Here is a 25,104-nt window from a genome sequence, read left to right on the forward strand (position 1 = left end):
AAAAGGAAACTGCTCTCATGGACGCAACACTCGCCGTCATCGGCCTGGGCAGCATCGGGAGCATGGCCCTGTGGCAGGCCTCCCGGCTGTCCGGCTCGGTGGTGGGCTTCGAGGCAGCCACCCCTGCCCACGGCCGCAGTGCCGTGGGCGGGGACACCCGCCTGTTCCGCATGATCTACCTCGGGAGGCCCGAGTACTACCCCATCATCGAACGCTCCCGCAGCCTCTGGGCCGAGCTCGAAGCCGAAACCGGGCGGCAGGACATCCTCACGCCTACCGGGGGCCTGTCCATCGGGACAGCGAACGGCAGCTACATCAACAGCCTCCTCGAGGCAACGCGCATCACCGGAGCCGAGCACTACCTCCTCAGCCGGGAGGAGTTGGCCGAACGCTACCCGCAGCACAATCTCCGCCCCGACGACTGCGCCGTCTATGACCCCCACGGCGGCGTTCTGCGCACCGACCGCGCCGTCAGCGCCGCCGTCGCGGCGGCCCAGGCAAGCGGCGCCACCGTCCTTCAGAACACACCCGTGGACAGCATCACCGAAACCGACCACGGCGTCGTCGTCACCTCGGGCGACAGAACCTGGACGTTCGAGAAGGTCATCATCGCCTCGGGCGGCTGGTCCCGAAGGCTCATGCCCGACCACCTCAAGGCCGTCACGCAAACCCATCGGATCGTCCTGACCTGGTTCATCGCCCAGGACGGCACACAGTTCTCGCCGGAGAACTTCCCCGCCTTCAGCCGGTGGTACGAGGATCGCTCCATGTACGGGGCACCCGCCGTCGACGGCGTGACGGTCAAGGCATCGGTGGACGGACCGCTGGCCGGGCGCGCAAGGGCAACCCCCGACCCGGACGCCGTTCCCAGGGAACTCACCCGGGAAGAAACCGAAAAGGTCACCGAGATCGTCACCGAGTTCTTCCCCGGCCTGATCCCCACCATCGCGCGCTCCGACGCCTTCCCCGACCTCTTTACCGAGGACAGGCATCCCCTCGTAGGCTGGCTGAACGAGAACAGCAGGATCTACTGCGCCACCGGATTCTCCGGAAAGGGCTTCAAAATGGCCACCGGCTACGGCCACATCGCCGCACACGAGGCGCTCGGCAAACAGACCATCGAAGGCCTGGACTTCGTGCGTCCGGACCGGTTCAGGACCAGGTAGCCGCCCACTCCGGCCGCCTCGGCGCAGTGGCCTCGGTATCGCCATTCGGCTGACGGTCATTGCGGGACTCATCTCTTGATGTCCCGCAACGATGCCGAGAACCAGCCGTATGCCGAACGCGCCCCCTGGGCCGTCCTCGCCCCGGCCGCCGTCCTGGGCCCTGCTCGCGGCGCTCGAAGACATATACGAAGCGTCTACTCAACGACGGCGGCATCTCCCCGAATCTCGCAGTGGCCACGTCCACTCGTGCACCTGGTTTCCGCGTGCACGGCAGACTCCGCGACTCCCCGTGCTCCTACCGGTTCACCGTCGATGAAGTCCCGCCGTACCTTCCTCTCGACTGGTTCTCGCACCACTTCACCGACCTCAGAACGCAACTCCCCGATGCCACGTACCGCGACGACCGTCTTCTCCGCCGCGGAGCGTCGCTCCGCCTCGCCGAACTGGTCACAGGGCTCACGTGGCCGGAGTGCGCGGAAGCGTTGGACGTCGGCAACGGCGTGGGGAGATACACGCTCAACGCACTGGGCCGCCGACTCACCGAGAACCGACTGGGGCCAGCCTTCACCCGAGCCGTCGATCAAGTCGCCGAGCGACTCGTCGTCTCGGCCCATCGGACCAACTATGCCAACCGACGCCGCAGAATGGCACGTTGGAGCATGGGCGACACCCACTGGTCCCGCCTCTTCGAAGAGCTGCCTGGACTCGCGCGCATGCGTGCCACGGCAGATCCCCGCATCGCCTCGATCATCGCCTGGAGCGACGTCACACGGGCCGAAGCCCCGCAATGCCCCATCGTCAGGAAGGAGCGCGGCAGAGGAGACGCCCGACTGCTCACCTCCCGCACCAGCGCGCTCCACGAAGCCGACGTCGGCCGCGGCGAACGATTCCGCCTGCGCCAACGCCTCAGCCTCTACGCCACGCAACTCGCGGCAGCCTGCGACCAGAATCAGCTTCTGTGCGTCTCCGTACGCGCGATCGTCGCGGAAGAGACCCGTACTCGCCGCACGACCCAGTTGCGCTGGCCCTGAGGAATTAGCAGGTCAGCGGGTCTAGGACGCCAACAAGCCAAGCCCATCGCGCGTCAGGCCAAGCGCTCCGTTCAGTGCCAACTATCCCGCTTTTATGCCAACTAAAAATCCTCGTCACAGTGCCTTAACGCCGTACCCGCGGCATCCCCAGCCCGATCCACGAGATGATCTCCCGCTGGATCTCGTTGTTGCCGCCGCCGAAGGTGAAGATCACCGCCGAGCGGTAGCCCCGTTCCAGCTCGCCGTGGAGCACCGCGCCCGCCGAGCCCTCCTTCAGCGGGGCCGCGGCTCCGACGATCTCCATCAGCCAGGCGTAGGCGTCCCGCCGGGCTTCGGAGCCGTACACCTTGACCGCGGAGGCGTCCTGCGGGGTGAGGGTGCCGTCCTGGACGGCGCCCACCATCCGCCAGTTGAGGAGCTTCAACGCGTCCAGGCGGGCGTGGGTGCGGGCGAGCAGGCGGCGCACCCAGGGGAGGTCGACGACTCGGCGGCCGTCGGCGAGTTTTGTCTCCATGGCCCAGCGCTGCACGTCGTGCAGGGCGCGGATCGCCGTGGTGCCGTGGGCGGCGAGGGTGACGCGTTCGTGGTTGAGCTGGTTGGTGATCAGCCGCCAGCCCTGGTTCTCCTCGCCGACCCGCCGGGAGACCGGGACGCGCACGTTCTCGTAGTAGCTGGCCGTGGTGTCGTGCGAGGCGAGGGTGTTGATGAGGGTGCAGGAGTAGCCGGGGTCGGTGGTCGGCATCAGCAGCATGGTGATGCCCTTGTGCGGCGGGGCGTCCGGGTTCGTGCGGACGGCCAGCCAGACCCAGTCGGCCGTGTCGCCGTTGGTGGTCCAGATCTTCTGGCCGTTGACGACGTACTCGTCGCCGTCCCGCACCGCGCGCGTCTTCAGGGAGGCCAGATCGGTGCCGGCGTCGGGCTCGCTGTAGCCGATGGCGAAATCGATCTCGCCGGAGAGGATCCTCGGCAGGAAGTAGGCCTTCTGCTCCTCCGTGCCGTACTGCATGATCGTCGGGCCCACGGTGTTCAGGGCCATCAGCGGCAGGGGGACGCCGGCCTGGGCGGCCTCGTCGAAGAAGATGAACTGCTCCATGGCCGTCAGGCCCCGGCCGCCGTACTCCTTCGGCCAGCCGACGCCGAGCCAGCCGTCCGTGCCGAGCCTGCGGATGGTGTCGCGGTAGAAGCGTTTCTGGGCGGCCCGGTCGGTGATGGGGGCACCTCCCATGCCTTTAGGGCTATGGGGGAGTGCGTGGGCGTTGTCCGGCACCAGGTCGGCGAAGTAGGCGCGCAGTTCGGTACGCAGCCGCTGCTGCTCGGGCGTGTGGTCGAGATGCACGGCGCCTCCAGGCTCCCCAAGGCCGGTCCTGACGGCGCACACCGTAGAACGTGTTTCAGAAATTGGGAATGGGCATGCGTAAGCGCCCCCGCGACGCGCAAGGGACTCAGGCGAGCGTCGCCATGAAGTCCGTGCAGGCCTGGGCGCACGCACGGCACGCCTTCGCGCTCTCCTCGGCATCCGGTTGCCGGTCGAAGACGTGGGCGCACTCCAGGCACACCGACCGGCACCACTCCAGTTGCACGCGGATGGCCGCCTCGTCGAGGTGGTTCTGCTCGGACAACACGCGGCAGGTCGCGTCGCAGACCTCCGCGCACATGATCCCCTTGCGTCGTACGAGTTCCTGCTCCTCGGTCCCGTCCGGATCCACCAGACTGGCGCGCAGGGCACACGCCCGCGCGCACTCGGTGCACGCCTGCGCGCAAGCGAAACGGTCCTCCAGGAACCGGAAGAGCTCCTGCTGGGATGTCGTCGATGTCACACCGCTCGGGTAGCCGTAGGCGAACGTGCCAAACCAGGTGCTCCCCAGGCTTTCCGCCCGTTTTCCACAGCCCGCGCCGGGCACCCGGGGAGCGTTCGCACACCACGGCGGACCACGACCGACGGAGGTGGACCCGTGCCCGGACGACAGGAGCTGCCGTCGACCCTGGAGCGCTCCGCCAAGGACGCCCAGCGCACCTGGATCAAGGCGCACGACTCGGCGGTGGAGCAGTACGGCGAGGGCGAGCGCGCCCACCGGGTGGCTTACGGCGCGCTGAAGCACAAGTACGAGAAGGTCGGCGACCACTGGGAGCGCAAGGAAGGCGGGCGCAAGGGCCCCTCGGACCCGCAGTCGGCCCGGCCCCGGGGCCGCGGCGGGCGCAGTGGCGAGGGCGTCGACGAGAGCGCCTCGAAGGAGCATCTGTACGACGTCGCGAAGCGCCTGGGTATCGACGGCCGGTCGCGGATGAGCAAGGCGGAGCTGCTCGACTCGATCCGCAAGGCCAACCGATCGAAGACGCGGGCGGCGCGCTGAGTCGGTTCACCGGCACAGCCACGGGTACTCGCGTGCCATGAATACCGCATGGATGGACATCGCCGCAGGCCGGGGCGCCCTCGGCGTCGGCCTGATCGTGGCGGGGGTGGTGGTCGTGGCGGTGCTGATCGGCGCCTTCTGGCTGGGCGTCCGGGTCAAGCGCCGGGAGCTGCCACCGCCATCCCCCGAGGAGCAGCCGCGGCCGCCGGACGGTGGTCCGGTCCGCGAGGTGCGGGAGAACCGGGAACCCCACGACGTGCCGCGCAGCGATCACCGTCTGACCCCGCACGAGCTGCCCGGCCACGGCAACGTCCCGACCCGGACCAGTCCGTCGAAGGAACGGCCCCGCTGGAACGAGGGCAGCAGCGGTTCGTTCGGCAGCGGCGGGCCGGGCGCCCGCTGAAACACCTCGCGACGGAGCCGTCGCCCAGAGCGAAGAGCGCACAGAGGAAGTGAGATCCATGGCCGACCCCGGTCGCGACACCCTGCCGCTGCCCGATTACGACCACCTGCCGATCGGCGGCCTGGAGAGCCGCATCCGGTCACTGAACACGGAGGAGGTCGAGGAGCTGCTGGCGTACGAGCGGACGCACGCCGACCGGCTCCCGGTGACCGAGCTGCTGACGGCACGCCTGGAGCAGCTGGAGGCGGGCGCCGAGCCGACGTCCGGCGACCCGGGCGCCCTGCGCCCCGAGCAGCAGGCCGAGGGCCGCACCGGCTCCCCGGTGTCCCCCGCGACCTCGCCGCAGCCCTCCAGCCCGCCCCCGCACGGTACGCCCGACCAGCGGGGCAAGCCGAAGGGTGATCGTACGTAACGGTTTCCGGCACGGCCGCTCGGGCACCCGTCGGCCGTGCTGTCGAGGAAGAGAAGGGCCCGTGACGCGGGGAAGCGCGCCGCCGACTGGACGGACGGACGGCTGCCCGTCAGTGAGGGCGGCGGCCTGCTACGGAAGGCCTTTCCCGACCACTGGTCGTTCCTGCTGGGCGAGATCGCCCTCTACAGTTTCGTCGTCCTGCTGCTGACGGGCGTGTGGCTGACGCTGTTCTTCCACCCGTCCATGACGCAGGTCGTCTACGACGGCTCCCACCGGCCGCTGGACGGCGTACGCATGTCGGAGGCCTACCGCTCGACGCTGCACATCAGCTTCGACATACGCGGCGGTCTGCTGATCCGCCAACTCCACCATTGGGCAGCGCTGGTGTTCCTCGCGGCGATCGGCGTACACCTGCTGCGGGTCTTCTTCACGGGCGCGTTCCGCCGCCCCCGTGAGGTCAACTGGATGATCGGCGTGACGCTGTTCCTGCTGGCGCTCGCCGAGGGCTTCGCCGGCTACTCCCTGCCGGACGACCTGCTCTCCGGCACGGGCCTGAGGATCGCGCAGGGCATCATGCTGTCGATCCCGGTGGTGGGGACGTACATCAGCATGTTCGCGTTCGGCGCCGAGTTCCCCGGGCACGACATGATCCCCCGGCTGTACTCCCTGCACATCCTGCTGATCCCCGGCCTGCTCCTCGCCCTCGTGACCGTCCATCTGATCCTGGTCTTCCACCTGAAGCACACGCACTGGGCCGGTCGCGGCCGCACCAACCGCAACGCCGTCGGCAAGCCCATGTTCCCTCAGTTCGTGGCGAGTTCGAGCGGCCTGTTCCTCATCGTCTTCGGTGTGCTGACGCTGCTCGCGGGTGTGGCGCAGATCAACCCGGTCTGGGCGTACGGCCCCTACCGCTCGGACGTCGTGTCGACGGGTTCCCAACCGGACTGGTACGTCGGCTTCCTGGAGGGCTCGCTCAGACTGGTGCCGCCCTGGGAGACGGCCGTCGCCGGGCACACGGTGATGTGGAACGTGCTGCTGCCCGCCGTGGTGCTCCCCCTCGCGCTCTTCGCGGTGCTGTACGCGTACCCGTTCCTGGAGCGGCGGTTCACCGGGGCCGCCGAGAACGACGAGGAGCACCACCTCTGCGACCGACCGCGCGACAGGCCCGTGCGCACGGGCCTCGGCGTCGCCGCCGTCTGCTTCTACGGAGTCCTGCTCGCTGCGGGCGGCAACGACATCCTCGCGCACACCTTCAAGGTCTCGCTGAACACGCTGACCTGGGTGTTCCGGATCGCCCTCGTGGTGCTGCCGCCGCTCGCCCTCCTGGTGACCAGGGCCGTGTGCCACGCGCTCCAGGAGGCCGACCGTGAGCGGCTGGCCGAGGGCGAGGAGACCGGCGAGGTGCGGCAGACGATCGCGGGCGGATACGTCGAGAGCCATGAGCCGCTCGACGAGGAACGGCGGTACGTGCTCAGGTCCTACGGCCACTCCTACGACGATGGGGTGGACGAACCACCGCCCCGCGAGGGCGAGTTGGAGCCCTGACCGTCGCGTCCCGCGTACTGGAAGACCATGCCGAACACCCCGTGCCCGAGGACGCCCAGACCGAGGAGGGCGAGCCACAGGCCGTAGACCACGCCGAGGGCGAGGAGGACGGAGCCCAGCGCGGTGGTGATCGGCCAGGGGCTGTGTGGTGAGAAGAAGTCCAACGGGCCTGCGGTGTCGACGACTTCGGCGTCCTTCCGGTCCTGGGCCCGCTTGCCGCGCCGGCGGTACTGGACGTGCAGGAAGAAGGCGACAAGCGCGGCCATCAGGAAGGCGAGGGTCAGGACCGCCGTGCCGGCGGGCTCCCGCGAGCGCCAGCCGTAGCCGAGGGCGGTGACCACGAAGAAGGTCGCCACGCCGGTGAACAGGCGGGCCTCGGTGCGCATCACGTCTCCTTCGGTACGTCCGGGTGGTGCAGGTCGAACGCCGGTGACTCGGATCGGATCCGGGGCAGCGCCGTGAAGTTGTGGCGCGGGGGCGGGCAGGTGGTGGCCCACTCCAGGGAGCGGCCGTAGCCCCAGGGGTCGTCGGTGTCGACTTGCCGGCCGTAGTGGGTGGTGTGCCACACGTTGTAGAGGAACGGCAGCGTGGACAGGCCGAGCAGGAACGCGCCGGTGCTGCTGATCGTGTTGAGGAGCGTGAAGCCGTCCGCGGCCAGGTAGTCGGCGTAGCGGCGGGGCATGCCCTCCTCGCCGAGCCAGTGCTGGACGAGGAAGGTGGTCTGGAAGCCGGTGAACAGCGTCCAGAAGTGGATCTTCCCGAGGCGTTCGTCGAGCGTCTTGCCGGTGAACTTCGGCCACCAGAAGTAGAAGCCGGCGAACATCGCGAACACCACCGTGCCGAACAGCACGTAGTGCAGGTGGGCGACGATGAAGTACGAGTCGGTGAGGTGGAAGTCCAGCGGCGGGGAGGCGATCAGGACGCCGCTCATGCCGCCGAGCAGGAACGTGACAAGGAAGCCGCACGCCCACAGCATGGGTGTCTCGAAGGACAGCGATCCCTTCACCATCGTGCCGATCCAGTTGAAGAACTTCACCCCGGTCGGCACGGCGATGAGGAAGGACATCAGGGAGAAGAACGGCAGCAGGACGGCACCGGTGGCGAACATGTGGTGGGCCCACACCACCGCGGACAACATCGTGATGGCGATGGTGGCGCCGACGAGACTGACGTAACCGAAGATCGGTTTGCGGCTGAACACCGGGATGATCTCGGAGACGATGCCGAAGAACGGCAGGGCGACGATGTAGACCTCGGGGTGCCCGAAGAACCAGAACAGGTGCTGCCACAGCAGCGGTCCTCCGCTCGCCGCGTCGTAGATGTGCGCGCCGAACTTCCGGTCCGCCTCCAGGGCGAGCAGGGCGGCGGTCAGCACGGGGAACGCGGGCAGCACGAGGATCGAGGTGAACAGCACGTTCCAGGTGAAGATCGGCATCCGGAACATGGTCATGCCGGGGGCGCGCAGGCACAGGATCGTGGTGATGAAGTTGACCGCGCCGAGCGTGGTGCTGACGCCGGTCACCACCAGGCCCATCACCCACAGGTCACCGCCCGCGCCGGGGCTGCGGACCGCGCTGTTGAGCGGGGCGTAGGCGAACCAGCCGAAGCCGGCCGCTCCCCCGGGCACGAGGAAGCCGGAGACCACCATCAGGCCGCCGAACAGGTACAGCCAGTACGACAGCGCGTTGAGTCTCGGGAACGCGACGTCCGGGGCGCCGATCTGCAACGGCATGACCGCGTTGGCGAAGCCCGCGAACAGCGGGGTGGCGAACAGCAGCATCATGACGGTGCCGTGGACGGTGAACAGCTGGTTGTACTGGTGGGGACTGAACAACTGCAGCCCCGGCCGGGCGAGTTCGGCTCGCATCAGCAGGGCGAGGATGCCGCCGAAGAGGAAGAAGGAGAAGGCGGTGGCCATGTAGAGGTTGCCGATGACCTTGTGGTCGGTGGTCGTCGCCCAGCGCAGCAGGGCCCGCCCCAGTCTCCTGCTCGTACGCGGCCGCGGCGGCGCCTGACGCGGCCGGTGCGTCCTGTCGTCCACCGCCATGCGTGGGCGGGTACCCGGGCACGAAGGGGTCACTCACCGAGGCGGACGGCCGACTCCAGCAGCAGGGCGTGGACGAAGGCCTGCGGGAGATTGCCGCGCAGTTGGCGCTGGGCGACATCGAACTCCTCCGCGTACAGGCCCGCTCCGCCGCAGGCACCCCGGTTGCGCTCGAACCAGCGGTACGCCTCCATATTCCGGCCCTGCTGGTGTTCGGCGAGCGCCATCACGAATCCGCACAGCAGGAAGGCGCCCTCGGCGTCCTCCAGCGGGCGGTCGTCGTGGCGGAAGCGGTAGATGAAGTAGTCCTGCGCCAGTTCGCGGCGGCAGGTGGCGAGGGTGGCGCCGGTGCGTACGTCACTGGCGGACAGCGCGCCGCGTACGGCTGGCAGCAGCAAGGCTGCGTCCACCGCCGGGTCGTCGGGGGTGCGCTGCCAGTGTCCGTCGGGGTGCACGCTGCTGCGCGCGGTGGCGCCGAGGATCATGTCGGCCAGGCGGGTGCAGGTCACCGCGACCGGGTGGCGGGGCACCGCGTCGGCCACGGCCCGCAGGCCGGCGACGCAGATGAGCCTGCTGTGGGTCCACAGCCGGGCGCTCAACTCCCAGATGCCGGCGTCCGGTTCCCGCCACCGTTCGCCGATCGCGCGCACGGCGAGGTCGACCGCCTGCCAGTCGTGGTCGTCGAGCCGGTCGAGGCGTGCGGCGGCGGCGAACAGCAGCAGGGCCTCGCCGAAGCAGTCGAGCTGGAACTGTTCGCTCACCCGGTTGCCCACGCGGTCGAAGCCGCCCGGGTAGCCGGGCAGTTCGAGGTCGCGCTGGTCGGGGACGGGGCTGCCGTGCACGGTGTAGGCGGGGGCCAGTCGGGGTCCGTCCGCGTGCAGCCGTGCGGCGACGAAGCGGACGGCGGCGTCCAGGAGGTCGTACGCGCCGGCGGCGGCCGCGGCCTGCCCGGCGAGGCTCTGGTCGCGGATCCACACGTACCGGTAGTCGTAGTTGCGGCCTTCCTCGGCGCGCTCGGGCAGGCTGGTGGTGGCGGACGCGACCATGCCCCCGCCGCGCGTGGTCAGCCCGCGCAGCACGGCGTAGGCCCGGCGTGCGCCCCCCACGGCGACGGTGTCCTCCAGCGCGGGCACGGCCTGCCGCCAGGCGGCCTCGGTGGCGGCCCAGGTCCGTTCGGCCCGCGGGAGGTCGGCGGGCAGCTCGGAGACGGCGCACTCCAGGACCAGATCGTGCCGCTCGCCAGGCTTGAGCGCGATGTCGGCCCGCAGGCCCTGTTCGCCGGCGACGGCGTGCGGGGCGCCCTGCCAGCGGAGGCGGTGATCGCCGGTACGCAGCTCCCACACGCCGTCGTCGCCGCGCCGGAGGGAGTCGATCGGATCGCCGCCGTATCCCCCGTGCGGGTCGAGGACGACGGAGAACCGGGCGGGCCCGTCCACGGCCCTCAGCTGCCGCAGCAGGACGAGGCGGCCGGGGTCGCCGGGGTAGGCGAGTGCCTCCCGGCACTCCACGATGCCGTCGTCGGTGACCCAGCGGCTGCGCCAGATCATCGTGCCCTCTTCGTAGTAGCCGCCGAAGACGTGGCGGCCTTCCGGGGTGACGGCGTAGACACCCGCGCCGCCGACGAGGGCGGCGAAGACCGCCGCGTCGTGCCAGGTGGGCGAGCAGAGCCAGCCGATCGCCCCGTCCGGCCCGATCAGCGCGCCGCGCTCCCCGTCGGCCAGCAACGCGTAGTCGTGCAGCGCGTGGGGCGGGAAGGCTGTGCGCATGGATGCCGACCTCCTGTCCGGCCCACCCGGCGTGCCGGCCGCGGTGACGGGCCTCAGGACGTACGAGTACCCAGAGATTGCGGACGATGGGCCTGGGTCCTGTGGGGGTACGGAGACGGTCGGCGCCCGGCACGGCGGCGCGGCCGAGCTCACCGACCGCGCCGCGCTCACCGTGCCCAACCTGTACACCGTCGTCTCCGCGGTCACCGCCGGCGCCGGCTACAGCGTGCTGCCGCGCTCCCTGTGCGAGGACCACCTCGCCACCGGCCGACTGGTCCTGCTGCACGACCCGGCCGAGCCCCCGCTCAACACCCTCTGCCTCGTCCAACGCCCGGGCGCCGACGCCAACCCCGACGTCATCCGCGTACGCGACACCCTGCGGCGCACGGCCCGCACTTGGTAGACCCGCGCCCTCCTGACCTTCAGTAACGCGTACTCCGTGCCGCCGCCCGCCGCCGACGCCCAGTGCTCTCGATTCCGGACTATGCGGAGGCCCCTGAATCTCGGGCGTCGAGCGCGTGGTGGCAGTGCTGTAGGGCTTCCAGCGCGGCTGAGGTTGGCCGAATCGCCGGTGCTTGTGGCGGGTGTGACTCAGGAGGTGTCGACCGCGGCTGTCACAGACCTGGCTGCTGCCCTGTCTCGTAGATGTGCGCCTCGACGCACCGGGGCCGGCGGGGCATCGCCGGTATCCGTCGGGAAGCGAATCAGCGAACGGAGACAGTGATGAAGATCGTGGTCGTCGGCGGTACAGGGCTCATCGGCTCGCAGGTGGTCGCGCTGGTGCGCGACAGTGGTCACGAGGTCGTGGCGGCCGCTCCCTCGACGGGCGTCGACACCCTCACCGGCCAGGGCCTGGCAGAGACTCTCGAGGGCGCGGACGTGGTCGTGGACGTGTCGAACTCCCCGTCCTTCGAGACCGAGGCGGCGCTGGACTTCTTCACCCGCTCGGCGCGGCATCTGATCGAGGCCGAGAGGGAGACAGGGGTCCGCCATCACGTCACGCTCTCCATCGTCGGCGTCGACCAGGTACCCGACTACGGTTACTACCGGGCCAAGGTCGCCCAGGAGGAAGCTGTGCGCGGCGGCGGCGTCCCCTACAGCATCGTGCGTGCCACCCAGTTCTTCGAGTTCATCGCTCCGGTGATGGACATGTCCACCCAAGGTGCCAAGGTGCGCCTGCCTTCCACGCGGCTGCGGCCGATCGCCTCCGCCGATGTCGCCGCCGCCGTCGCCGAGGCGGCTCAGGGGGAACCGTCGTACGGTGTGCGCAACATCGCGGGTCCCGAGGTCCACGGGCTCGACCGACTCGGTGAGATCACCCTGGCGGCGAAGCCGGACGGCCGCACCGTCGTCACCGACGAGGCCGCCGGCCTGTTCGCAGGCATGCCCGACGGGGTTCTCGTCGGCGACGACACCGCGCACATCGCTTCCACCCGCTACGAGGACTGGCTGAAGCAGAACTGACAGGTGGCGTTCCTGCGCCAGGAGCGCCACAGGTGCTACCAGCGCTACCAGTGCTACCAGTGCTACCAGTGCTACCAGTGCTACGAGCGGCCGGCGAGCCTGCGTGCCGACCGCTCGTACGCCCTCAGCTTGTCGGGCGCCAGAACCCAGTAGAGCCCGTCTATACCGTCCGGTCCCACGGTGACGCTCACCAAGGCAACCGTGACCCCGTCCTTGACGAGCAGCAGGCTGGGCCGGCCGTTGGCCTCGCCCACGCGGTACTCGGCCCCGGGGAAGTACTTCTTGGCGAAGGCGCTGATCCTGGCCACGCGCTCGGCCCCCACGACCTCCAGCCGTGCCACGCCGCGCATGCCGTTCCCGTCCGCGTAGGCGACGACGTCGGCCGAGAGCACGTTCTCGAGCGCGGCGACGTCACCGTGCTGCGCCGCCGCGACGAAGGCTTCGAGCAGCCGCCGGTGCTGCGCCGTGTCGACGGGATCACGGCGCTCGGCGGACAGCCGTTTGCGGGCCCGGCTGACGATCTGCCGCGTATTGGCCTGGCTCAGCCGGAGCATGCCCGCGATGTCGTCGTACGGATAGTCGAACGCCTCCCGCAGCACGTACGCCGCCCGCTCCACGGGATTCAGCTTCTCGAGGACCAGCAGCACGGCCAGCTCCAGCGCCTCGCCGCGCTCCGCGCCGACCTGCGGATCCACACTGGTGTCCACGGGCTCCGGCAGCCACGGCCCCACGTACGCCTCACGGCGAACCCGCGCCGACTGAGCGACGTTGATCGCCAGACGTGTGGTGATCTTCGCCAGGAACGCCCCGGGATCCAGCACCGCGCTCCGGTCGGCGCCCTGCCATCGCACCCACACGTCCTGCACCACGTCCTCGGCCTCGGACACGCTGCCCAGGATGCGGTAGGCGATACCGAACAGCCGTGGACGCAGCCGCTGGAACGCGTCTGCCGCTTCGTTCAGCGAGTCGTCGGTGAGCGGCTGTCGCTCGTCCATGATGCCGATGCCTCCGCAGGTCGACCGCCGTGCCCCGGACAGGCGTACCTCCCGGCGCGAGGACGGCCCGCTCGCTGGATCCTACGGCGGCCGCGCCGGGATAACCGGCATCAAGTCACTGTTCGCCGACCGGTTCCTGCCCGCTGTCCTGCCGAGAGCCGGCGCTGTCGCGACGAGCACGGCTCATGGACAGCAGCGTCGCGACGATCCCTCCGAAGCACAGCGCCACTCCGACGATGCAGATGATCAACTCGCCGAACATGGCCCCGGGGCGGGAACGCAGGACGACTCCTCGCCGTGATCCGCCGGCGAGGACCCGCGCGACCCGCACACGCCCGTCGGCGTCCGCACACGTGACCCACGCCCGGTCAGCATCGATACTTCCGAGAGCAGGCGTCCAGAACCAAACGATCCGCACGTCAGGCTCACCGGCCAGTCTTACCAGGAGGTACCCATGAAGATGCTGATCAACGTTCCCGAGACCGTCGTCGCGGACGCGCTGCGTGGTCTGGCGGCCGCTCATCCCGAGTTGACCGTCGACGTGGAGAACCGCGTGATCGTACGGCGGGACGCTCCCGTCGCCGGGAAGGTCGGCCTGATCTCCGGTGGCGGCTCGGGGCACGAGCCGCTGCACGGGGGGTTCGTGGGGCCCGGGATGCTCTCGGCGGCCTGCCCCGGCGAGGTGTTCACGTCACCCGTGCCCGACCAGATGGTGCGGGCGGCGGCCGCCGTGGACAGCGGGGCCGGTGTGCTGTTCATCGTGAAGAACTACACGGGTGACGTGCTCAACTTCGACATGGCGGCCGAACTCGCCGAGGACGAGGGCGTCCAGGTCGCCAAGGTGCTGGTCGACGACGACGTGGCGGTCACCGACAGCCTCTACACGGCCGGGCGGCGCGGCACGGGCGCGACGCTGTTCGTGGAGAAGATCGCGGGAGCCGCGGCCGAGGAGGGGCAGCCGCTGGAGCAGGTGCAGGCGGTGGCCCGGCAGGTGAATGAGAACGCGCGCAGCTTCGGCGTCGCGCTCAGCGCGTGCACCACCCCGGCCAAGGGCAGCCCCACCTTCGATCTGCCGCCCGGCGAGCTGGAGTTGGGCATCGGCATCCACGGCGAGCCCGGCCGGGAACGCCGGGCGATGATGACCTCGCGGGAGATCGCCGACTTCGCGGTCGGCGCGATCCTGGACGACATGACCCCGCGCAATCCCGTCCTCGTCCTGGTCAACGGCATGGGCGGCACACCCCTGTTGGAGCTGTACGGCTTCAACGCCGAGGTGCAGCGAGTGCTCGCCGAGCGCGGTGTCGCCGTCGCCCGCACCCTCGTCGGCAACTACGTCACCTCGCTCGACATGGCCGGCGCCTCGGTCACCCTGTGCCAGATCGACGAGGAGCTACTGCGCCTGTGGGACGCGCCGGTGAAGACGCCGGGATTGCGTTGGGGAATGTGAACGGGCGGGCAGCGATCACAACGTACCGACCACGCAAGGAGATCCAGTGCTCGACGCCGACTTCTTCCGCCGTTGGATGGCGGCGACCGCCGCGTCCGTCGACCGCGAGGCGGAACGCCTCACCGCCCTCGACTCGCCCATCGGGGACGCCGATCACGGCAGCAATCTGCAGCGCGGGTTCACCGCGGTGACCGCGACGCTGGAGAAGGAGGCGCCCGACACCCCCGGCACGGTCCTCACGCTCGCCGGGCGACAGCTCATCTCGACGGTCGGCGGTGCGTCGGGGCCGCTGTACGGGACGTTGCTGCGCCGCACGGGCAAGGCGCTCGGGGACGCCGACGAGGTCGGCGAGGAGCAGTTGGCCGAGGCGCTGCGCGCGGGGGTGGACGCGGTCATGACGCTCGGCGGTGCCGCGCCCGGCGACAAGACGATGATCGACGCCCTCGTACCGGCCGTCGAGGCGCTCGGCGACGGTTTCACCGCGGCCCGGGCCGCCGCGGAGGAAGGCGCGCTGGCGACCACGCCGTTGCAGGCCCGCAAGGGCCGGGCGAGTTATCTCGGGGAGCGCAGCATCGGACACCAGGATCCGGGTGCCACCTCGGCCGCCCTCCTGATCGCGGCGCTCGCGGAGGCGGCAGGTGAGTGACGGGAAGCTGGTCGGGATCGTACTGGTGTCGCACAGCGCGGAGGTCGCCGCGTCCGTGGCCGAACTGGCGAAAGGGCTCGCGGGCGGCGGTACCGAGGTGCCCGTCGCCCCGGCGGGCGGCACCGAGGGTGGCGGGCTCGGTACGAGCGCGGAACTGATCGCCGCCGCGGCCGCCTCCGTGGACCGGGGTGCGGGAGTCGCCGTGCTCACCGACCTCGGCAGCGCGGTGCTCACCGTCAAGGCGCTGCTCGCGGAGGGCGACGAACTCCCGGGCAACACACGCCTGGTGGACGCCCCGTTCGTCGAGGGCGCGGTGGCCGCGGTCGTCACGGCGGCGACGGGAGCCGACCTCACGGCGGTGGAGACGGCGGCCGCGGAGGCGTACACGTACCGGAAGATGTGACGCGCGGGCGTACGGCACACCCGTACTGGAAGGTGTGACACGGAGGACAAGGACGGCAGGCGTACGGCACACCCGTACCGGACGGAGCGACGCCGACCAGGACCGGCGGACGTCTCACCCGCCCCGGACGAACTCGCGCGCCAGCCGTTCCCCCCTCCGCACGGCGGCCGCGTGGTCCTCGATCGGCGTCACCCGGTTGTCCTTGAAGACGATGTACGTGACGCCGGAGTCCGTGCCGCCGCCGTGCGGGTCGGGGCGGATACCGAGGCGCTCGGCGGTGGCGTAGGACGCCTCGCCGATGATGTCGGGCGGGCCCACGTCGCCGACGACCGCGTACTGCACGCGGTCCCGGTGGATGACGGCCGCGACCGATCCGCCGCGGACGCCGCTCGCACGGTGGTCCCAGAGGGGGCTCACGGCGGGCACCACGATGTACGGCAGGCGTTCGGCGCTCAAGTGACGGCCGTCGGACTGCTGGTGGGCCGTCGTGCCGGAGAAGAACGGGTCGGTACGGCGGTTGCAGCGGCGGCCGGGCTGTCCGTCGCAGTCGATGTCCATGTCGGCCTTCCAGAACACGGCGTCCCGGGTGCCGCAGACCGGGATCGTCGCGGGCTTGCCGCGGTCGCTGCGGTACTTCCCGCGGGAGACGGGGTCACAGTCACGCACTTTCGCCAGCAGGTCGGCGGCTGGGACGTCACCTTCGTGCCGTATCGCCGCGCCCCCATGGGCCGGGGGCGCGGCGGCGGGGGCGGGCTGCGTCGCCGTCGGGGCCAGCAGGGCGGCACCTGCCGCCGCCAGCGTCAGGGGCTGGACACACACGATAAGGACCTCTCCTGGAGGGCACTGACGAACACTCAGCCCAATCTGACGCTATCGATCTCACGGCCACCGTTGAGGGGCCGGACGGCGCACGTCCCCGGCCTTCCGACGGGGGCCGGGGGCCTGAGCCCACCAAGGACTCAGGCCCTCCGGCCGCCCGCGCCGGCGCGGGATCAGCGACGACAGCGGCCCGCGCCCCTGACGTGAACTCCCCTGCTTTCAAGGAGAGTTCAGCCGTCAGAAGCTTCAGCATACGTAACCCCGGCGAGCGGCCTCCAACGACCGCCCCCTTGATGCGATCACACCAACAGGGCGATATTGGTCCGGACCATTGCCGTCTTGTCGTCCGGGAGGCAGCGTGCGACGCGTTCCCGTGCCCGCTCCCCTGCGCCGCTGTCTCGCCCTCTGCGGGGTGCTCACGCTGATCGCGTCCTGCGGATGGCGCGGGACCGGCGACGGCGAGAGCGGCCGACTGCCCGGGCCGCCTCCGGGCGTCACCGCCACCGCGGGAAGCGCGACCAGCGTGCACGTCATGTGGAACGCGGTGTCAGGGGACGGCCAGGACATCCGTGCCTACGAGGTGTATCGCGGCACCACGAAGATCGAGGACGTACCGGGTTCACGCCACATGGTGGACGTCACCGGGCTCAGGCCGTCCACCACGTACGACTTCACCGTGCGGGCTCGCGACACCGAGGGCCGCCTGGGCCCCCGCAGCCGGGAGGTCCGGGCGACGACTCCCGCGGCGGTGGCGGCGGACCGCTCGGCCCCGACGCGGCCGGGGAATCTGCGGGGCCGGGCGGCCGGAAGCCGGGCGGTCCAGCTGTCCTGGGCGGCCTCGAAGGACGACCGGGATGTGGTGTCGTACGACATCCACCAGGGCACCACGAAGATCCACAGTGTGGGCGGAAGCCAGACCGCGGCCGTGGTCATGGGGCTGCGGCCGGGCACCCGCTACGTCTTCACCGTCCGCGCCCGCGACGCGGCCGACAACGTCTCGCCCGCCGGCGGCCCCGTCCGCCTCACCACCGCGGGTACCGACGACGGCCGGGACACCGCCCCCACCGGCTTCCTCGCGACGACTCGCCGCTCCGGCGGGGCCTACCACCTCGACCTCGCCTGGGTGCCACCGCGCACCGACGGGGTGGTCACGGAGTACCAGGTGCACCTCGACGGCCGTCCGGCCACCTCGGTCGTGTTCGGCGGGACCGCTCCGCGTGACCGGGCGACGTACAGCTTCCATCTGGGACGGGATGCCCCGGTCACGCACCGGGTGCGGATCCGGGCGAAGCTGCCGGACGGGACCTGGGGCGGCCTGTCGGTGGAACGGACGGTGACGACGGGTGAGAGCGCGCGGCCGTGAGGGCGCGTTCCGTGAGGCGTGTCGCGCACCCACGGACGGCGGAATCCGTCACCCGACCGGGTGCGGTCGGCATGCGAGCCGGGCCGTGGACACGTTGGCTGCCCCTGTGGCAGCACGGGCGTTCCCCGATCCTCGGCGGCGCAAGGGATGTACCGCCAACCGTGCCGCCGGAGGGCAGTCCCATGCGCAATCCATCGCAACTCCTCCGCTCCGGCCTGACCGTGGCAGCCGCCACCGCGCTGCCGATCGTTCCGGCGGCCGGACCGGCCACCGCCCAGACGGGCATCTCAGTGAGCACCACCGGGTCCACCGTCTCGGTCACCACCAGCGCGTGCACCAGCGGCAACAACGGCTTCGGCAGGGCCTCCCTGCTCAGCAGCGGCCAGACCAGCTTCGCGCAGGGGCGCCAGGCCGACCTGGCCGGCACCAACGCCAGCCAGTCGGCGCTCTGGTCCAACGTGAGTCCCGGTACGTACACCGTGATCGTGATCTGCAACAGGGACGGGTCGACGGCGGGCAGGCAGTCGGTGATCGTCTCCCCGCCCACCACTCCCACGATCCGGGCCACGGCCACGGCCTCCCCGACGCGAGGTGTCATGGGCGGGGTGGGCGGTACCACGAAGGACTACGGCACGCTCACGCTGGCGGTCGGCGGGGGCCTGGTGGTCACGGGTGTCGCGGCCACGGTCTGGTTCCTGCGCCGCCGCTCGAAGCCCTACCGGCTCTGATCGGCGGGCAGTTCGGCGAACTCGTCCAGCGCGTGCGTGAGCCACCGTGTCCAGAAGGTCTCCAGGTCGATGCCCGCCCGCAGCACGAGGTGCCGCAGCCGGTCCTGCGGGCTGTCCTTGTCGGGCGGGAAGTCGCGCTCCTCGATCTCCTCGTACTCGGCCAGCTGCCGCCGGTGCAGCTCCAGATGGCGGCGCAGGTCGGCCTCGATGCCCTCGGTGCCGACCACGGCCGCCGCCCGCAGCCGCAGCAGCAGCACGTCGCGCAGCGGCTTGGGATCCTGGGAGGCCGCGCTCCAGCGGGCGAGTTCGGCACGCCCCGCGGGCAGGACCTCGTAGCTCTTCTTCTGCCCGCGCGCCGGCTGCTCGGACGCCAGGGTGCGGATGTAGCCCTCGGCCTCCAGCTTTCCCAGCTCGCGATAGATCTGCTGATGCGTCGCCGACCAGAAGTAGCCGATCGACCGGTCGAACCGGCGGGTCAGCTCCAGCCCCGACGACGGCTTCTCGAGCAGGGCGGTGAGGATCGCGTGCGGGAGTGACATGGAGTCAATCCTAGGGACCTGCTCTACGGCACTACAGAGCCGCCGCCAGCTCGGTGCCCTGCTTGATGGCCCGCTTGGCGTCCAGTTCGGCGGCGACGTCGGCACCCCCGATGAGGTGCGCGCTACGGCCCGCGGCGACCAGCTCGTCGTACAGGTCCCGACGCGGTTCCTGTCCCGTGCACAGCACGACGGTGTCGACCGGCAGGACCGTGCTGTCGTCGCCCACGGTGACGTGCAGTCCGGCGTCGTCGATACGGTCGTAGCGCACGCCCGGGACCATGGTGACGCTGCGGTGCCTGAGCTCGGTGCGGTGGATCCAGCCGGTGGTCTTGCCGAGGCCCGCGCCGACCTTGGTGGTCTTGCGCTGGAGCAGATGGACGGTGCGCGGCGGAGCGGGCCGCTCGGGGGCCGCGAGCCCTCCGGGCGTCTTGTATTCCATGTCGACACCCCACTGGCGGAAGTACGTCGCCGGATCCTCGCTCGCTTTGTCGCCGCCGTCGGTCAGGTACTCGGCGACGTCGAAGCCGATGCCGCCCGCGCCGAGGATGGCGACGCGGTCGCCGACGGGGGTGCCGTCGCGCAGGACGTCGAGGTAGCCGACGACGCTCGGGTGGTCGACTCCGGGGATGTCGGGGGTGCGCGGGGTGACGCCGGTGGCGACGACGACCTCGTCGTAGCCGGCGAGGTCGTCCACGGACACCCAGGTGTTCAGCCGTACGTCCACCCCGTGCGCGTCGAGCTGGTGACGGAAGTAGCGCAGTGTCTCGTCGAACTCCTGCTTACCGGGCACCTTGCGGGCGACGTTGAGCTGGCCGCCGATCTCGCTCGCGGCGTCGAAGAGGGTCACCTCGTGTCCGCGCTCGGCGGCCGACACCGCACAGGCGAGGCCGGCCGGTCCGGCACCGACGACCGCGACGCGCTTGCGCAGCCGGGTCGGGAACAGCACGAGCTCGGTCTCGTGGCAGGCGCGCGGATTGACCAGGCAGGAGGTGATCTGCCCGCTGAAGGTGTGGTCGAGGCAGGCCTGGTTGCAGCCGATGCAGGTGTTGATGGCCTCGGGGCGGCCGGCCGCGGCCTTGGCCACGAAGTCGGGGTCGGCGAGCATCGGGCGTGCCATGGACACCATGTCGGCGCAGCCTTCGGCGAGCAACTCCTCGGCCAGTTCCGGGGTGTTGATGCGGTTGGTGGTGACCAGCGGGACGGACACCGCGCCCATCAGCTTCTTCGTCACCCAGGTGTAGGCGCCGCGCGGCACGGAGGTGGCGATGGTGGGGATGCGTGCCTCGTGCCAGCCGATGCCGGTGTTGATGATGGTGGCTCCGGCGGCCTCGACGGCCCGGGCGAGCGTGATCACCTCGTCGAGGGTCGAGCCGCCCGGGACGAGGTCCAGCATGGACAGGCGGTAGACGATGATGAAGTCCTCGCCGACGGCCTCGCGCACGCGCCGGACGATCTCGACGGGGAAGCGCATGCGGTTCTCGTACGAGCCGCCCCAGCGGTCGGTGCGGTGGTTGGTCGGCGCGGCGACGAACTCGTTGATCAGGTAGCCCTCGGAGCCCATGAGCTCGACGCCGTCGTAGCCGGCCTGCCGGGCCAGGCGGGCCGCGCGGGCGTAGTCCTCGATCGTCCGCTCGACCTCGGCGTCGGCGAGCTCGCGGGGCGGGAAGGGGCTGATCGGCGCCTGGATCGGGCTCGGCGCGACCAGGTCCCGGTGGTAGGCGTACCGGCCGAAGTGCAGGATCTGCATCGCGATCCGGCCGCCCTCGCGGTGCACGGCCCGCGTGACGACCCGGTGCTGCTCGGCCTCCGCCTCGGTGGTGAGCTTCGCCCCGCCTTCGTACGGCCGTCCCTCCTCGTTGGGAGCGATGCCACCGGTGACGATCAGCCCCACTCCCCCGCGCGCCCGGGCCGCGTAGAACTCCGCCATGCGCTCGAAACCCCGCTCCGCCTCCTCCAGGCCGACGTGCATCGAGCCCATGAGGACGCGGTTGGGCAGCGTGATGAAGCCCAGGTCGAGCGGGCTCAGCAGGTGCGGGAAACGGCTCATCGGGGCCCTCCGTGCGCGGTGGTGTCGTGCCCCTTTGTTGTAGAGGACCGTGCCCGCCTATTGCAACTAGTTGCATAACCGGGGAGGGGTGATGCCCGCCACGTCAGCCGACGGGTCCCTCATCGGGCCGTCGGTGGTTGCTGGTCCCCGGCCGAACCGTCGGACCTTCCGGTGGGCCGGGTCGGGGAGTCTCGTCCGCGCTGAGGCTGCCCAGCAGGGAGAGCGCCTGTTCCGAAGGGCTGCCGGTGGCTGCCTTCCGGATAGAACTCCCGTGCGTCCGGGTCGAGGAAGACCAGCCGCGGCAGGTCCCCGCTGTGGGTGTGACCGGCGAACAGCGCGCGACCCAGGGCGTTGTGGGCCAGCACGGTCAGGCAGTGATCCAGGATCACCGCGGGCGTGCGGTGCCAACCCTCCATCATCCGCAGCAGGACAGAGCCGGCCCGCTCCGGCCGCGTACGAGCACGGGAGCCACCGGCGACGGGGCGCGCCAGCCGGTGCAGATGGTCGACCGCGTCGTCCTCCAGGCCCAGTGCCCGGGCCAGCGCGTCGACCACCTGTGCCGAGGGGTGCCGTTCCCGGCCCAGCTCCAGGCGCACGTAGTAGTCGGTGCCGACCCCTGCCAAAGCTCGCCGCGGCGATGTTCTGCCACATCGCGGCCGACCTGCACGTCCGCGGGGACGCCCTGCGCGGCGGGCTCGCCGTGCTGCTCGACGTCGACGAGCACACCGGCGGCTTCGGCGGCGCCCGCGCCTACCTCGCCGACCCGGCCGCGCACCGCCCGGCCGGGGTGATGATCGGCTACCCGGGGATGGACGAGGTCGTGGTCGGCGGGAGGGGGCTGTGGCGGGCGACGATCGCCGTACACGGGGCCTCGGGCCACTCGGGATCGAGCCGGCCGACGGTGGGGGCGGTGTCCCGCGCGGCCCGTCTCGTGGGTCTCCTCGACGCGGCCGAACTCCCGGGCCCGGAGGGCGAGTTCCCGTTGCCGCCGAAACTGTCGGTGACCTCCTGCCACGGCGGTCAGGGCTTCTCGGTGGTCCCCGACCTGTGCGAGCTGGGAATCGACGTCCGCACCACCCCGGCCTTCGACGCCCGGGCCGCCGAGGGCCTGGTCCGTGCGGCCGTGGCGGAGCTGGACGTCCGGTGGCCGGCCCCGCGGCCGACCGCGATCGTCCCGGTGGCAGCGTGGCCGCCGTTCCGTCTGGCCCGGGACGAGCAGCCCGCCGCCGCGCTCCTCGACGCCGCCGCGCGGGAGGGCCTGCCGGTGCGGGCGAAGACCGCGGGGCCGTCGAACATCGGCAACCTGCTGGCGGGCGAGGGCATCCCCGCCACCGCGGGTTTCGGCGTGCGGTACGAGGGACTGCACGGCCTGGACGAACGCGCCCGGCTCGCGGACCTGCCCGGCGTCCACGCCGTCTACCGGCGTGCGGTGCTCAGCCTCCTCGGCGCGGAGGGATAGCGCTCACCGGCTCTCCAGCCTCACGTGCAGTTCCTCCTCCTGGTCCCCGGAGGCCGTGGACAGGTCGTGCACGGCGAACAGGGAGTCCAGGGTGGCGCGGAAACGGTCGATCGCCCAGTATCCGCCCTGCACGTCGGCGATGACGGAGGAGGAGAGCCGGGCGGGCCGGGCGCCCTCGTGCGGGTCGGCGACGTCGAACGTGCCGAGCCACACAGTGGGGCGGGTTTCCGAGAGCTCCTCGGGTACGTCGTCGGCGCACCGGTCGGACGAGTAGCAGGCACACAGGGTGTCGAACACGATCCGGGCGTCGTCCTTGCTGCATCCGCTGATCTCCACGGAGACGGATTCCGGGTGCGGTCGCTCACCGTCCATCGTGATCGCTCCTCTCGTGGCCGCGACGCGGTACCACGGCCCGCTCCGGGATACCGCCCCGCATCCCCAGAAAACCACCACATGCCGCGGAGCACTACCGGCGGAGGTGCCCGTTCTGTTCCGCCTGTTCCGCGAACGGGTTACGCCAGTGGAGGATCGAACACGCCGAGCGGTGGCCACGGTCCGCCGTCAAGGCCACGGCCGGCCGCGATGGGGGTCGAACAACTCGGCGGCGATGCCGGTGAGGACCAGGCCCGTGGCGATGAGGAGGCCGGCGGCCAGGGCCACGCCGGTCGTCAGCGCGGTCACGGCGACGGCGAGCGTCCACCAGGCGCCGGTGCGCCGGTACTCGCGAGGGCGAGCGGGTCGACCGGCGCTCAGCGCACGGGCGAACCGGGGATCGTCGTGCTCGAGCCACGCTTCGAGACCGACCAGACGTTCGTCGTCGGACTGGGGCATGATTCCTCCGTGTCTCGCTGACAAGCCGGTCGGAGCGCGCCGGGCGTCGCCCATCGCCCTAGTCGGCGCGCTCGGCTCACTCACCGCGCTGTCCCCTCCTTCGTGCGCCCTCCGGCCTGCCCACCGCGGCCCTCTCGGCCGAACTCCGGCAGTCCCGTCTCCGTGACCGCGACGAGAGCGGGGCCCAGCGGTGCTACCGCTCGACCGCCTCCGCCGGCTGGGTGCTGGAGGCCGACGCCGACATGTCGCCGTCGTCCGTCCCGTACGGATCGGCGGCATCGGTCGCTTCCTGTCCCGAGCGGCCGCGCCGGGACGCCGCGCCCCGCGACAGCCTGGCGTGTGTGAAACGCAGGGCGCGGACGAGCAGGTGGGCGCGTCCGGCGGCGACGGGACCGAGGACGGCCAGCACGAGGACGTAGCCCGCGATGAACGGGGCCAGGCGTGCGTCGAGCCCCGCGCTGGTGGCCATGGCGGCGAGGATCAACGCGAACTCGCCGCGGGCCACGAGCGTCGTGGCGATGTCCGCTGCGGGCTCGGCGCCGTAGTGGTACAGGCGGGCGACGAGCAGGCCCGCGACCACGTTCATCACCAGGGTCACCGCTGCCGCGGCGGCGACCGGTCCGGCGACCGACGCGACGACTCCCGGGTCGATGGCGAGCCCGAAGGCGAAGAAGAAGATCGCGGCGAAGGCGTCGCGCAGCGGATGCACCAGCTCGCGGATGCGCGGCCCGGACGGCGTGCCGGCCAGGATCAGGCCCACCATGAACGCGCCGATGGCGTCGGCGACCCCGAGCACCTCGGAGACACCGGCGACGAGGACCGCCGCGCCGAGGAAGCTGATGACCAGCAGTTCGTCGTCGCGGACCTGGATGAGTCGGCCGACCCACCGGGTGCCGTACCGGGCCGCGGCGGCCAGCACCAGCAGGAAGGCGAATGCCTTGCCCGCCTGGAGGAGCACTTCTCCCATGCCCTGGGCACCGCTGAGGACCGGTTGCAGGGCCGCGAGGTACAGCGCGAGGAAGATGTCCTCCACCACGATCACGCCCAGGATCAGGCGGGTCTCGGGGCGGCCGATACGGCCCAGGTCGATGAGGATCTTGGTGACGATGGCGGACGAGGAGATGCCCAGGACACCGGCGAGCACCAGCGCCTCCCGCGTCCCCCAGTCCAGCGCGAACCCGAAGCCGAGGCCCGCGCCGACGTTCAGCAGCAGATAGGTCCCGCCCGCGGTCAGCAGGCGTTTGCCGCCGCTCCTGAGGTCGTCGAGATGGAACTCCAGGCCCAGGTAGAACAGCAACAGCACCAGCCCGAGCGCGGAGAGCATCTCGAAGTCGTGGGCGTCCTCGACCAGGACCAGGCCCGGCGTGTGCGGGCCGAGCAGGATGCCGGCGAGCATGAACAGCGGGATCGTGGGCAGTCCGATCCTGCCGCCGAGGCGGGCGAGGAACGCGGCGGCCAGGAAGGCGCCGCCCATGGCGAGCAGGGTGTCAGCATGTCCCACGGGTCACCTCCTTCGAACGCACGGGGCGCCGGACGGGCTTCACTTCACGGGGGTGGATACGGGTCCTCCTTCGTCCGAGGTCGTGCCGGGTGCCGTGGATCGTCGGGCGTCCCCGGGGGGCGCGAGATCTCGGCCTTCCCGCCA

The 25,104-nt window shown here is 71.0% G+C and carries 27 protein-coding genes and 1 pseudogene; 14 read left to right on the forward strand and 14 right to left on the reverse strand.

Features of this window, described 5'->3' with window-relative positions; translation table 11 throughout:
- Nucleotides 1-17 precede the first annotated feature (17 nt).
- Complete coding sequence (gene solA, locus CLM62_RS46200) at nucleotides 18-1,166, forward strand: N-methyl-L-tryptophan oxidase (RefSeq protein ID WP_095755900.1); 1,149 nt, start codon at nucleotides 18-20, stop codon at nucleotides 1,164-1,166.
- Nucleotides 1,167-1,429: 263 nt separating this feature from the next.
- Nucleotides 1,430-2,197 (forward strand): hypothetical protein, encoded by a 768-nt coding sequence (locus CLM62_RS46205; RefSeq protein WP_095755901.1) that lies wholly within the window; start codon nucleotides 1,430-1,432, stop codon nucleotides 2,195-2,197.
- A gap of 124 nt (nucleotides 2,198-2,321) precedes the next feature.
- On the opposite strand, the gene CLM62_RS46210 is transcribed toward CLM62_RS46205, so the two are convergent.
- Both CLM62_RS46210 and CLM62_RS46215 read right to left on the reverse strand, forming a co-directional pair.
- Complete coding sequence (locus CLM62_RS46210; RefSeq protein ID WP_095755902.1) at nucleotides 2,322-3,533, reverse strand: acyl-CoA dehydrogenase family protein; 1,212 nt, start codon at nucleotides 3,531-3,533, stop codon at nucleotides 2,322-2,324.
- Nucleotides 3,534-3,639: 106 nt separating this feature from the next.
- Complete coding sequence (locus CLM62_RS46215) at nucleotides 3,640-4,014, reverse strand: four-helix bundle copper-binding protein (RefSeq protein ID WP_095755903.1); 375 nt, start codon at nucleotides 4,012-4,014, stop codon at nucleotides 3,640-3,642.
- Between the two features lie 135 nt (nucleotides 4,015-4,149).
- Between CLM62_RS46215 and CLM62_RS46220 the strand changes: the two genes are divergently transcribed.
- From CLM62_RS46220 to CLM62_RS46235, 4 genes are read left to right on the forward strand one after another with little or no spacing between them, the layout of a single operon-like run.
- Nucleotides 4,150-4,548 carry a ChaB family protein gene (locus CLM62_RS46220; protein WP_095755904.1) on the forward strand — a complete coding sequence of 133 codons (399 nt, stop codon included), beginning with the start codon at nucleotides 4,150-4,152 and terminating at the stop codon, nucleotides 4,546-4,548.
- Nucleotides 4,549-4,585: 37 nt separating this feature from the next.
- Entirely contained in the window at nucleotides 4,586-4,951 is a 366-nt protein-coding gene (locus CLM62_RS46225) for a DUF6479 family protein (RefSeq protein WP_095755905.1), read from the forward strand.
- Nucleotides 4,952-5,009: 58 nt separating this feature from the next.
- Entirely contained in the window at nucleotides 5,010-5,363 is a 354-nt protein-coding gene (locus CLM62_RS46230; RefSeq protein WP_095755906.1) for a hypothetical protein, read from the forward strand.
- Between the two features lie 36 nt (nucleotides 5,364-5,399).
- Nucleotides 5,400-6,908 carry a ubiquinol-cytochrome c reductase cytochrome b subunit gene (locus CLM62_RS46235; RefSeq protein WP_095755907.1) on the forward strand — a complete coding sequence of 503 codons (1,509 nt, stop codon included), beginning with the start codon at nucleotides 5,400-5,402 and terminating at the stop codon, nucleotides 6,906-6,908.
- Here the strand turns inward: CLM62_RS46235 and CLM62_RS46240 are convergent.
- Genes CLM62_RS46240 through CLM62_RS46250 form a run of 3 tightly spaced genes read right to left on the reverse strand, consistent with a single transcriptional unit; the run spans nucleotide 6,854 to nucleotide 10,718 of the window.
- Nucleotides 6,854-7,294 carry a cytochrome c oxidase subunit 4 gene (locus CLM62_RS46240; protein WP_095755908.1) on the reverse strand — a complete coding sequence of 147 codons (441 nt, stop codon included), beginning with the start codon at nucleotides 7,292-7,294 and terminating at the stop codon, nucleotides 6,854-6,856. The two genes, CLM62_RS46235 and CLM62_RS46240, sit on opposite strands and share 55 nt — an antisense overlap.
- Nucleotides 7,294-8,955, reverse strand: coding sequence for a cytochrome c oxidase subunit I (gene ctaD / locus CLM62_RS46245; protein ID WP_095755909.1), 1,662 nt, complete (start codon nucleotides 8,953-8,955; stop codon nucleotides 7,294-7,296). Before ctaD ends, CLM62_RS46240 begins: the two co-directional genes overlap by 1 nt.
- A gap of 29 nt (nucleotides 8,956-8,984) precedes the next feature.
- Nucleotides 8,985-10,718: a glycoside hydrolase family 15 protein gene (locus CLM62_RS46250; RefSeq protein ID WP_095755910.1), complete on the reverse strand. Its 1,734-nt coding sequence runs from the start codon at nucleotides 10,716-10,718 to the stop codon at nucleotides 8,985-8,987.
- Here CLM62_RS46250 and CLM62_RS52855 point away from each other — a divergent pair.
- Nucleotides 10,717-11,121: a LysR substrate-binding domain-containing protein gene (locus CLM62_RS52855; RefSeq protein WP_095755911.1), complete on the forward strand. Its 405-nt coding sequence runs from the start codon at nucleotides 10,717-10,719 to the stop codon at nucleotides 11,119-11,121. The two genes, CLM62_RS46250 and CLM62_RS52855, sit on opposite strands and share 2 nt — an antisense overlap.
- A gap of 320 nt (nucleotides 11,122-11,441) precedes the next feature.
- Nucleotides 11,442-12,182: an SDR family oxidoreductase gene (locus CLM62_RS46260; RefSeq protein WP_095755912.1), complete on the forward strand. Its 741-nt coding sequence runs from the start codon at nucleotides 11,442-11,444 to the stop codon at nucleotides 12,180-12,182.
- A gap of 80 nt (nucleotides 12,183-12,262) precedes the next feature.
- Here the strand turns inward: CLM62_RS46260 and sigJ are convergent, their stop codons facing one another.
- Nucleotides 12,263-13,177 carry an RNA polymerase sigma factor SigJ gene (gene sigJ / locus CLM62_RS46265; protein WP_095755913.1) on the reverse strand — a complete coding sequence of 305 codons (915 nt, stop codon included), beginning with the start codon at nucleotides 13,175-13,177 and terminating at the stop codon, nucleotides 12,263-12,265.
- A 115-nt stretch (nucleotides 13,178-13,292) separates the two neighbouring features.
- Nucleotides 13,293-13,439, reverse strand: a complete 147-nt coding sequence (locus CLM62_RS50560) for a hypothetical protein (protein ID WP_179382506.1) — start codon at nucleotides 13,437-13,439, stop codon at nucleotides 13,293-13,295.
- A gap of 192 nt (nucleotides 13,440-13,631) precedes the next feature.
- Between CLM62_RS50560 and dhaK the strand changes: the two genes are divergently transcribed.
- From dhaK to CLM62_RS46280, 3 genes are read left to right on the forward strand one after another with little or no spacing between them, the layout of a single operon-like run.
- The gene (dhaK, locus tag CLM62_RS46270) at nucleotides 13,632-14,624 is read left to right on the forward strand and encodes a dihydroxyacetone kinase subunit DhaK (RefSeq protein WP_095755914.1); all 993 of its coding nucleotides are present in this window, start codon (nucleotides 13,632-13,634) and stop codon (nucleotides 14,622-14,624) included.
- Nucleotides 14,625-14,670: 46 nt separating this feature from the next.
- Nucleotides 14,671-15,270, forward strand: coding sequence for a dihydroxyacetone kinase subunit DhaL (gene dhaL, locus CLM62_RS46275; RefSeq protein WP_095755915.1), 600 nt, complete (start codon nucleotides 14,671-14,673; stop codon nucleotides 15,268-15,270).
- A complete protein-coding gene (locus tag CLM62_RS46280; protein WP_095755916.1) occupies nucleotides 15,263-15,673 on the forward strand; it encodes a PTS-dependent dihydroxyacetone kinase phosphotransferase subunit DhaM in 411 nt (136 codons plus the stop codon). The genes dhaL and CLM62_RS46280 overlap by 8 nt, the downstream gene beginning before the upstream one ends.
- A gap of 114 nt (nucleotides 15,674-15,787) precedes the next feature.
- Here the strand turns inward: CLM62_RS46280 and CLM62_RS46285 are convergent, their stop codons facing one another.
- Entirely contained in the window at nucleotides 15,788-16,492 is a 705-nt protein-coding gene (locus CLM62_RS46285) for a glycoside hydrolase family 75 protein (RefSeq protein WP_095755917.1), read from the reverse strand.
- A gap of 358 nt (nucleotides 16,493-16,850) precedes the next feature.
- Between CLM62_RS46285 and CLM62_RS46290 the strand changes: the two genes are divergently transcribed.
- Together CLM62_RS46290 and CLM62_RS46295 are read left to right on the forward strand one after the other, a co-directional pair.
- The gene (locus CLM62_RS46290; RefSeq protein WP_095755918.1) at nucleotides 16,851-17,855 is read left to right on the forward strand and encodes a fibronectin type III domain-containing protein; all 1,005 of its coding nucleotides are present in this window, start codon (nucleotides 16,851-16,853) and stop codon (nucleotides 17,853-17,855) included.
- A gap of 182 nt (nucleotides 17,856-18,037) precedes the next feature.
- Nucleotides 18,038-18,583, forward strand: coding sequence for a hypothetical protein (locus CLM62_RS46295; RefSeq protein WP_095755919.1), 546 nt, complete (start codon nucleotides 18,038-18,040; stop codon nucleotides 18,581-18,583).
- Here CLM62_RS46295 and CLM62_RS46300 read toward each other — a convergent pair.
- The 3 genes from CLM62_RS46300 to CLM62_RS46310 all read right to left on the reverse strand — a co-directional run bounded on the left by CLM62_RS46300 (nucleotide 18,571) and on the right by CLM62_RS46310 (nucleotide 21,792).
- Nucleotides 18,571-19,122 (reverse strand): PadR family transcriptional regulator, encoded by a 552-nt coding sequence (locus CLM62_RS46300; protein ID WP_095755920.1) that lies wholly within the window; start codon nucleotides 19,120-19,122, stop codon nucleotides 18,571-18,573. The two genes, CLM62_RS46295 and CLM62_RS46300, sit on opposite strands and share 13 nt — an antisense overlap.
- A gap of 31 nt (nucleotides 19,123-19,153) precedes the next feature.
- Nucleotides 19,154-21,169 carry an NADPH-dependent 2,4-dienoyl-CoA reductase gene (locus tag CLM62_RS46305; RefSeq protein ID WP_095755921.1) on the reverse strand — a complete coding sequence of 672 codons (2,016 nt, stop codon included), beginning with the start codon at nucleotides 21,167-21,169 and terminating at the stop codon, nucleotides 19,154-19,156.
- A gap of 119 nt (nucleotides 21,170-21,288) precedes the next feature.
- Nucleotides 21,289-21,792, reverse strand: coding sequence for a helix-turn-helix transcriptional regulator (locus CLM62_RS46310; protein ID WP_257004490.1), 504 nt, complete (start codon nucleotides 21,790-21,792; stop codon nucleotides 21,289-21,291).
- Between CLM62_RS46310 and CLM62_RS46315 the strand changes: the two are divergent.
- Nucleotides 21,792-22,628, forward strand: a pseudogene (locus CLM62_RS46315) (M20 family metallopeptidase); the annotation flags it as partial. The gene CLM62_RS46310 and the pseudogene CLM62_RS46315 sit on opposite strands and share 1 nt — an antisense overlap.
- Nucleotides 22,629-22,631: 3 nt before the next feature.
- On the opposite strand, the gene CLM62_RS46320 reads toward CLM62_RS46315, so the two are convergent.
- The 3 genes from CLM62_RS46320 to CLM62_RS46330 form a co-directional block, all read right to left on the reverse strand.
- Nucleotides 22,632-23,000 carry a hypothetical protein gene (locus CLM62_RS46320; RefSeq protein WP_095755922.1) on the reverse strand — a complete coding sequence of 123 codons (369 nt, stop codon included), beginning with the start codon at nucleotides 22,998-23,000 and terminating at the stop codon, nucleotides 22,632-22,634.
- 189 nt (nucleotides 23,001-23,189) lie between these two features.
- Nucleotides 23,190-23,459 (reverse strand): DUF3040 domain-containing protein, encoded by a 270-nt coding sequence (locus tag CLM62_RS46325; RefSeq protein WP_095755923.1) that lies wholly within the window; start codon nucleotides 23,457-23,459, stop codon nucleotides 23,190-23,192.
- Between the two features lie 193 nt (nucleotides 23,460-23,652).
- Nucleotides 23,653-24,960 carry a cation:proton antiporter gene (locus CLM62_RS46330; protein ID WP_095755924.1) on the reverse strand — a complete coding sequence of 436 codons (1,308 nt, stop codon included), beginning with the start codon at nucleotides 24,958-24,960 and terminating at the stop codon, nucleotides 23,653-23,655.
- Nucleotides 24,961-25,104 lie beyond the last annotated feature (144 nt).

It is taken from the genome of Streptomyces sp. SA15 (assembly GCF_002291145.1).
Lineage (GTDB): Bacteria > Actinomycetota > Actinomycetes > Streptomycetales > Streptomycetaceae > Streptomyces.

Excerpts from the sequence above, each read along its gene's own strand:
- CLM62_RS46225 (WP_095755905.1), top strand. The coding sequence starts at position 4,586 with ATGAATACCGCATGGATGGACATCGCCGCAGGCCGGGGCGCCCTCGGC.
- CLM62_RS46230 (WP_095755906.1), top strand. The coding sequence starts at position 5,010 with ATGGCCGACCCCGGTCGCGACACCCTGCCGCTGCCCGATTACGACCAC.
- sigJ (WP_095755913.1), bottom strand. The coding sequence starts at position 13,177 with ATGGACGAGCGACAGCCGCTCACCGACGACTCGCTGAACGAAGCGGCA.
- CLM62_RS46320 (WP_095755922.1), bottom strand. The coding sequence starts at position 23,000 with ATGGACGGTGAGCGACCGCACCCGGAATCCGTCTCCGTGGAGATCAGC.
- CLM62_RS46295 (WP_095755919.1), top strand. The coding sequence starts at position 18,038 with ATGCGCAATCCATCGCAACTCCTCCGCTCCGGCCTGACCGTGGCAGCC.
- ctaD (WP_095755909.1), bottom strand. The coding sequence starts at position 8,955 with ATGGCGGTGGACGACAGGACGCACCGGCCGCGTCAGGCGCCGCCGCGG.
- CLM62_RS46325 (WP_095755923.1), bottom strand. The coding sequence starts at position 23,459 with ATGCCCCAGTCCGACGACGAACGTCTGGTCGGTCTCGAAGCGTGGCTC.
- CLM62_RS50560 (WP_179382506.1), bottom strand. The coding sequence starts at position 13,439 with ATGTTCGGCGAGTTGATCATCTGCATCGTCGGAGTGGCGCTGTGCTTC.
- CLM62_RS46240 (WP_095755908.1), bottom strand. The coding sequence starts at position 7,294 with ATGCGCACCGAGGCCCGCCTGTTCACCGGCGTGGCGACCTTCTTCGTG.
- CLM62_RS46260 (WP_095755912.1), top strand. The coding sequence starts at position 11,442 with ATGAAGATCGTGGTCGTCGGCGGTACAGGGCTCATCGGCTCGCAGGTG.
- dhaK (WP_095755914.1), top strand. The coding sequence starts at position 13,632 with ATGAAGATGCTGATCAACGTTCCCGAGACCGTCGTCGCGGACGCGCTG.
- CLM62_RS46305 (WP_095755921.1), bottom strand. The coding sequence starts at position 21,169 with ATGAGCCGTTTCCCGCACCTGCTGAGCCCGCTCGACCTGGGCTTCATC.
- CLM62_RS52855 (WP_095755911.1), top strand. The coding sequence starts at position 10,717 with ATGGATGCCGACCTCCTGTCCGGCCCACCCGGCGTGCCGGCCGCGGTG.
- CLM62_RS46250 (WP_095755910.1), bottom strand. The coding sequence starts at position 10,718 with ATGCGCACAGCCTTCCCGCCCCACGCGCTGCACGACTACGCGTTGCTG.
- CLM62_RS46300 (WP_095755920.1), bottom strand. The coding sequence starts at position 19,122 with ATGTCACTCCCGCACGCGATCCTCACCGCCCTGCTCGAGAAGCCGTCG.
- solA (WP_095755900.1), top strand. The coding sequence starts at position 18 with ATGGACGCAACACTCGCCGTCATCGGCCTGGGCAGCATCGGGAGCATG.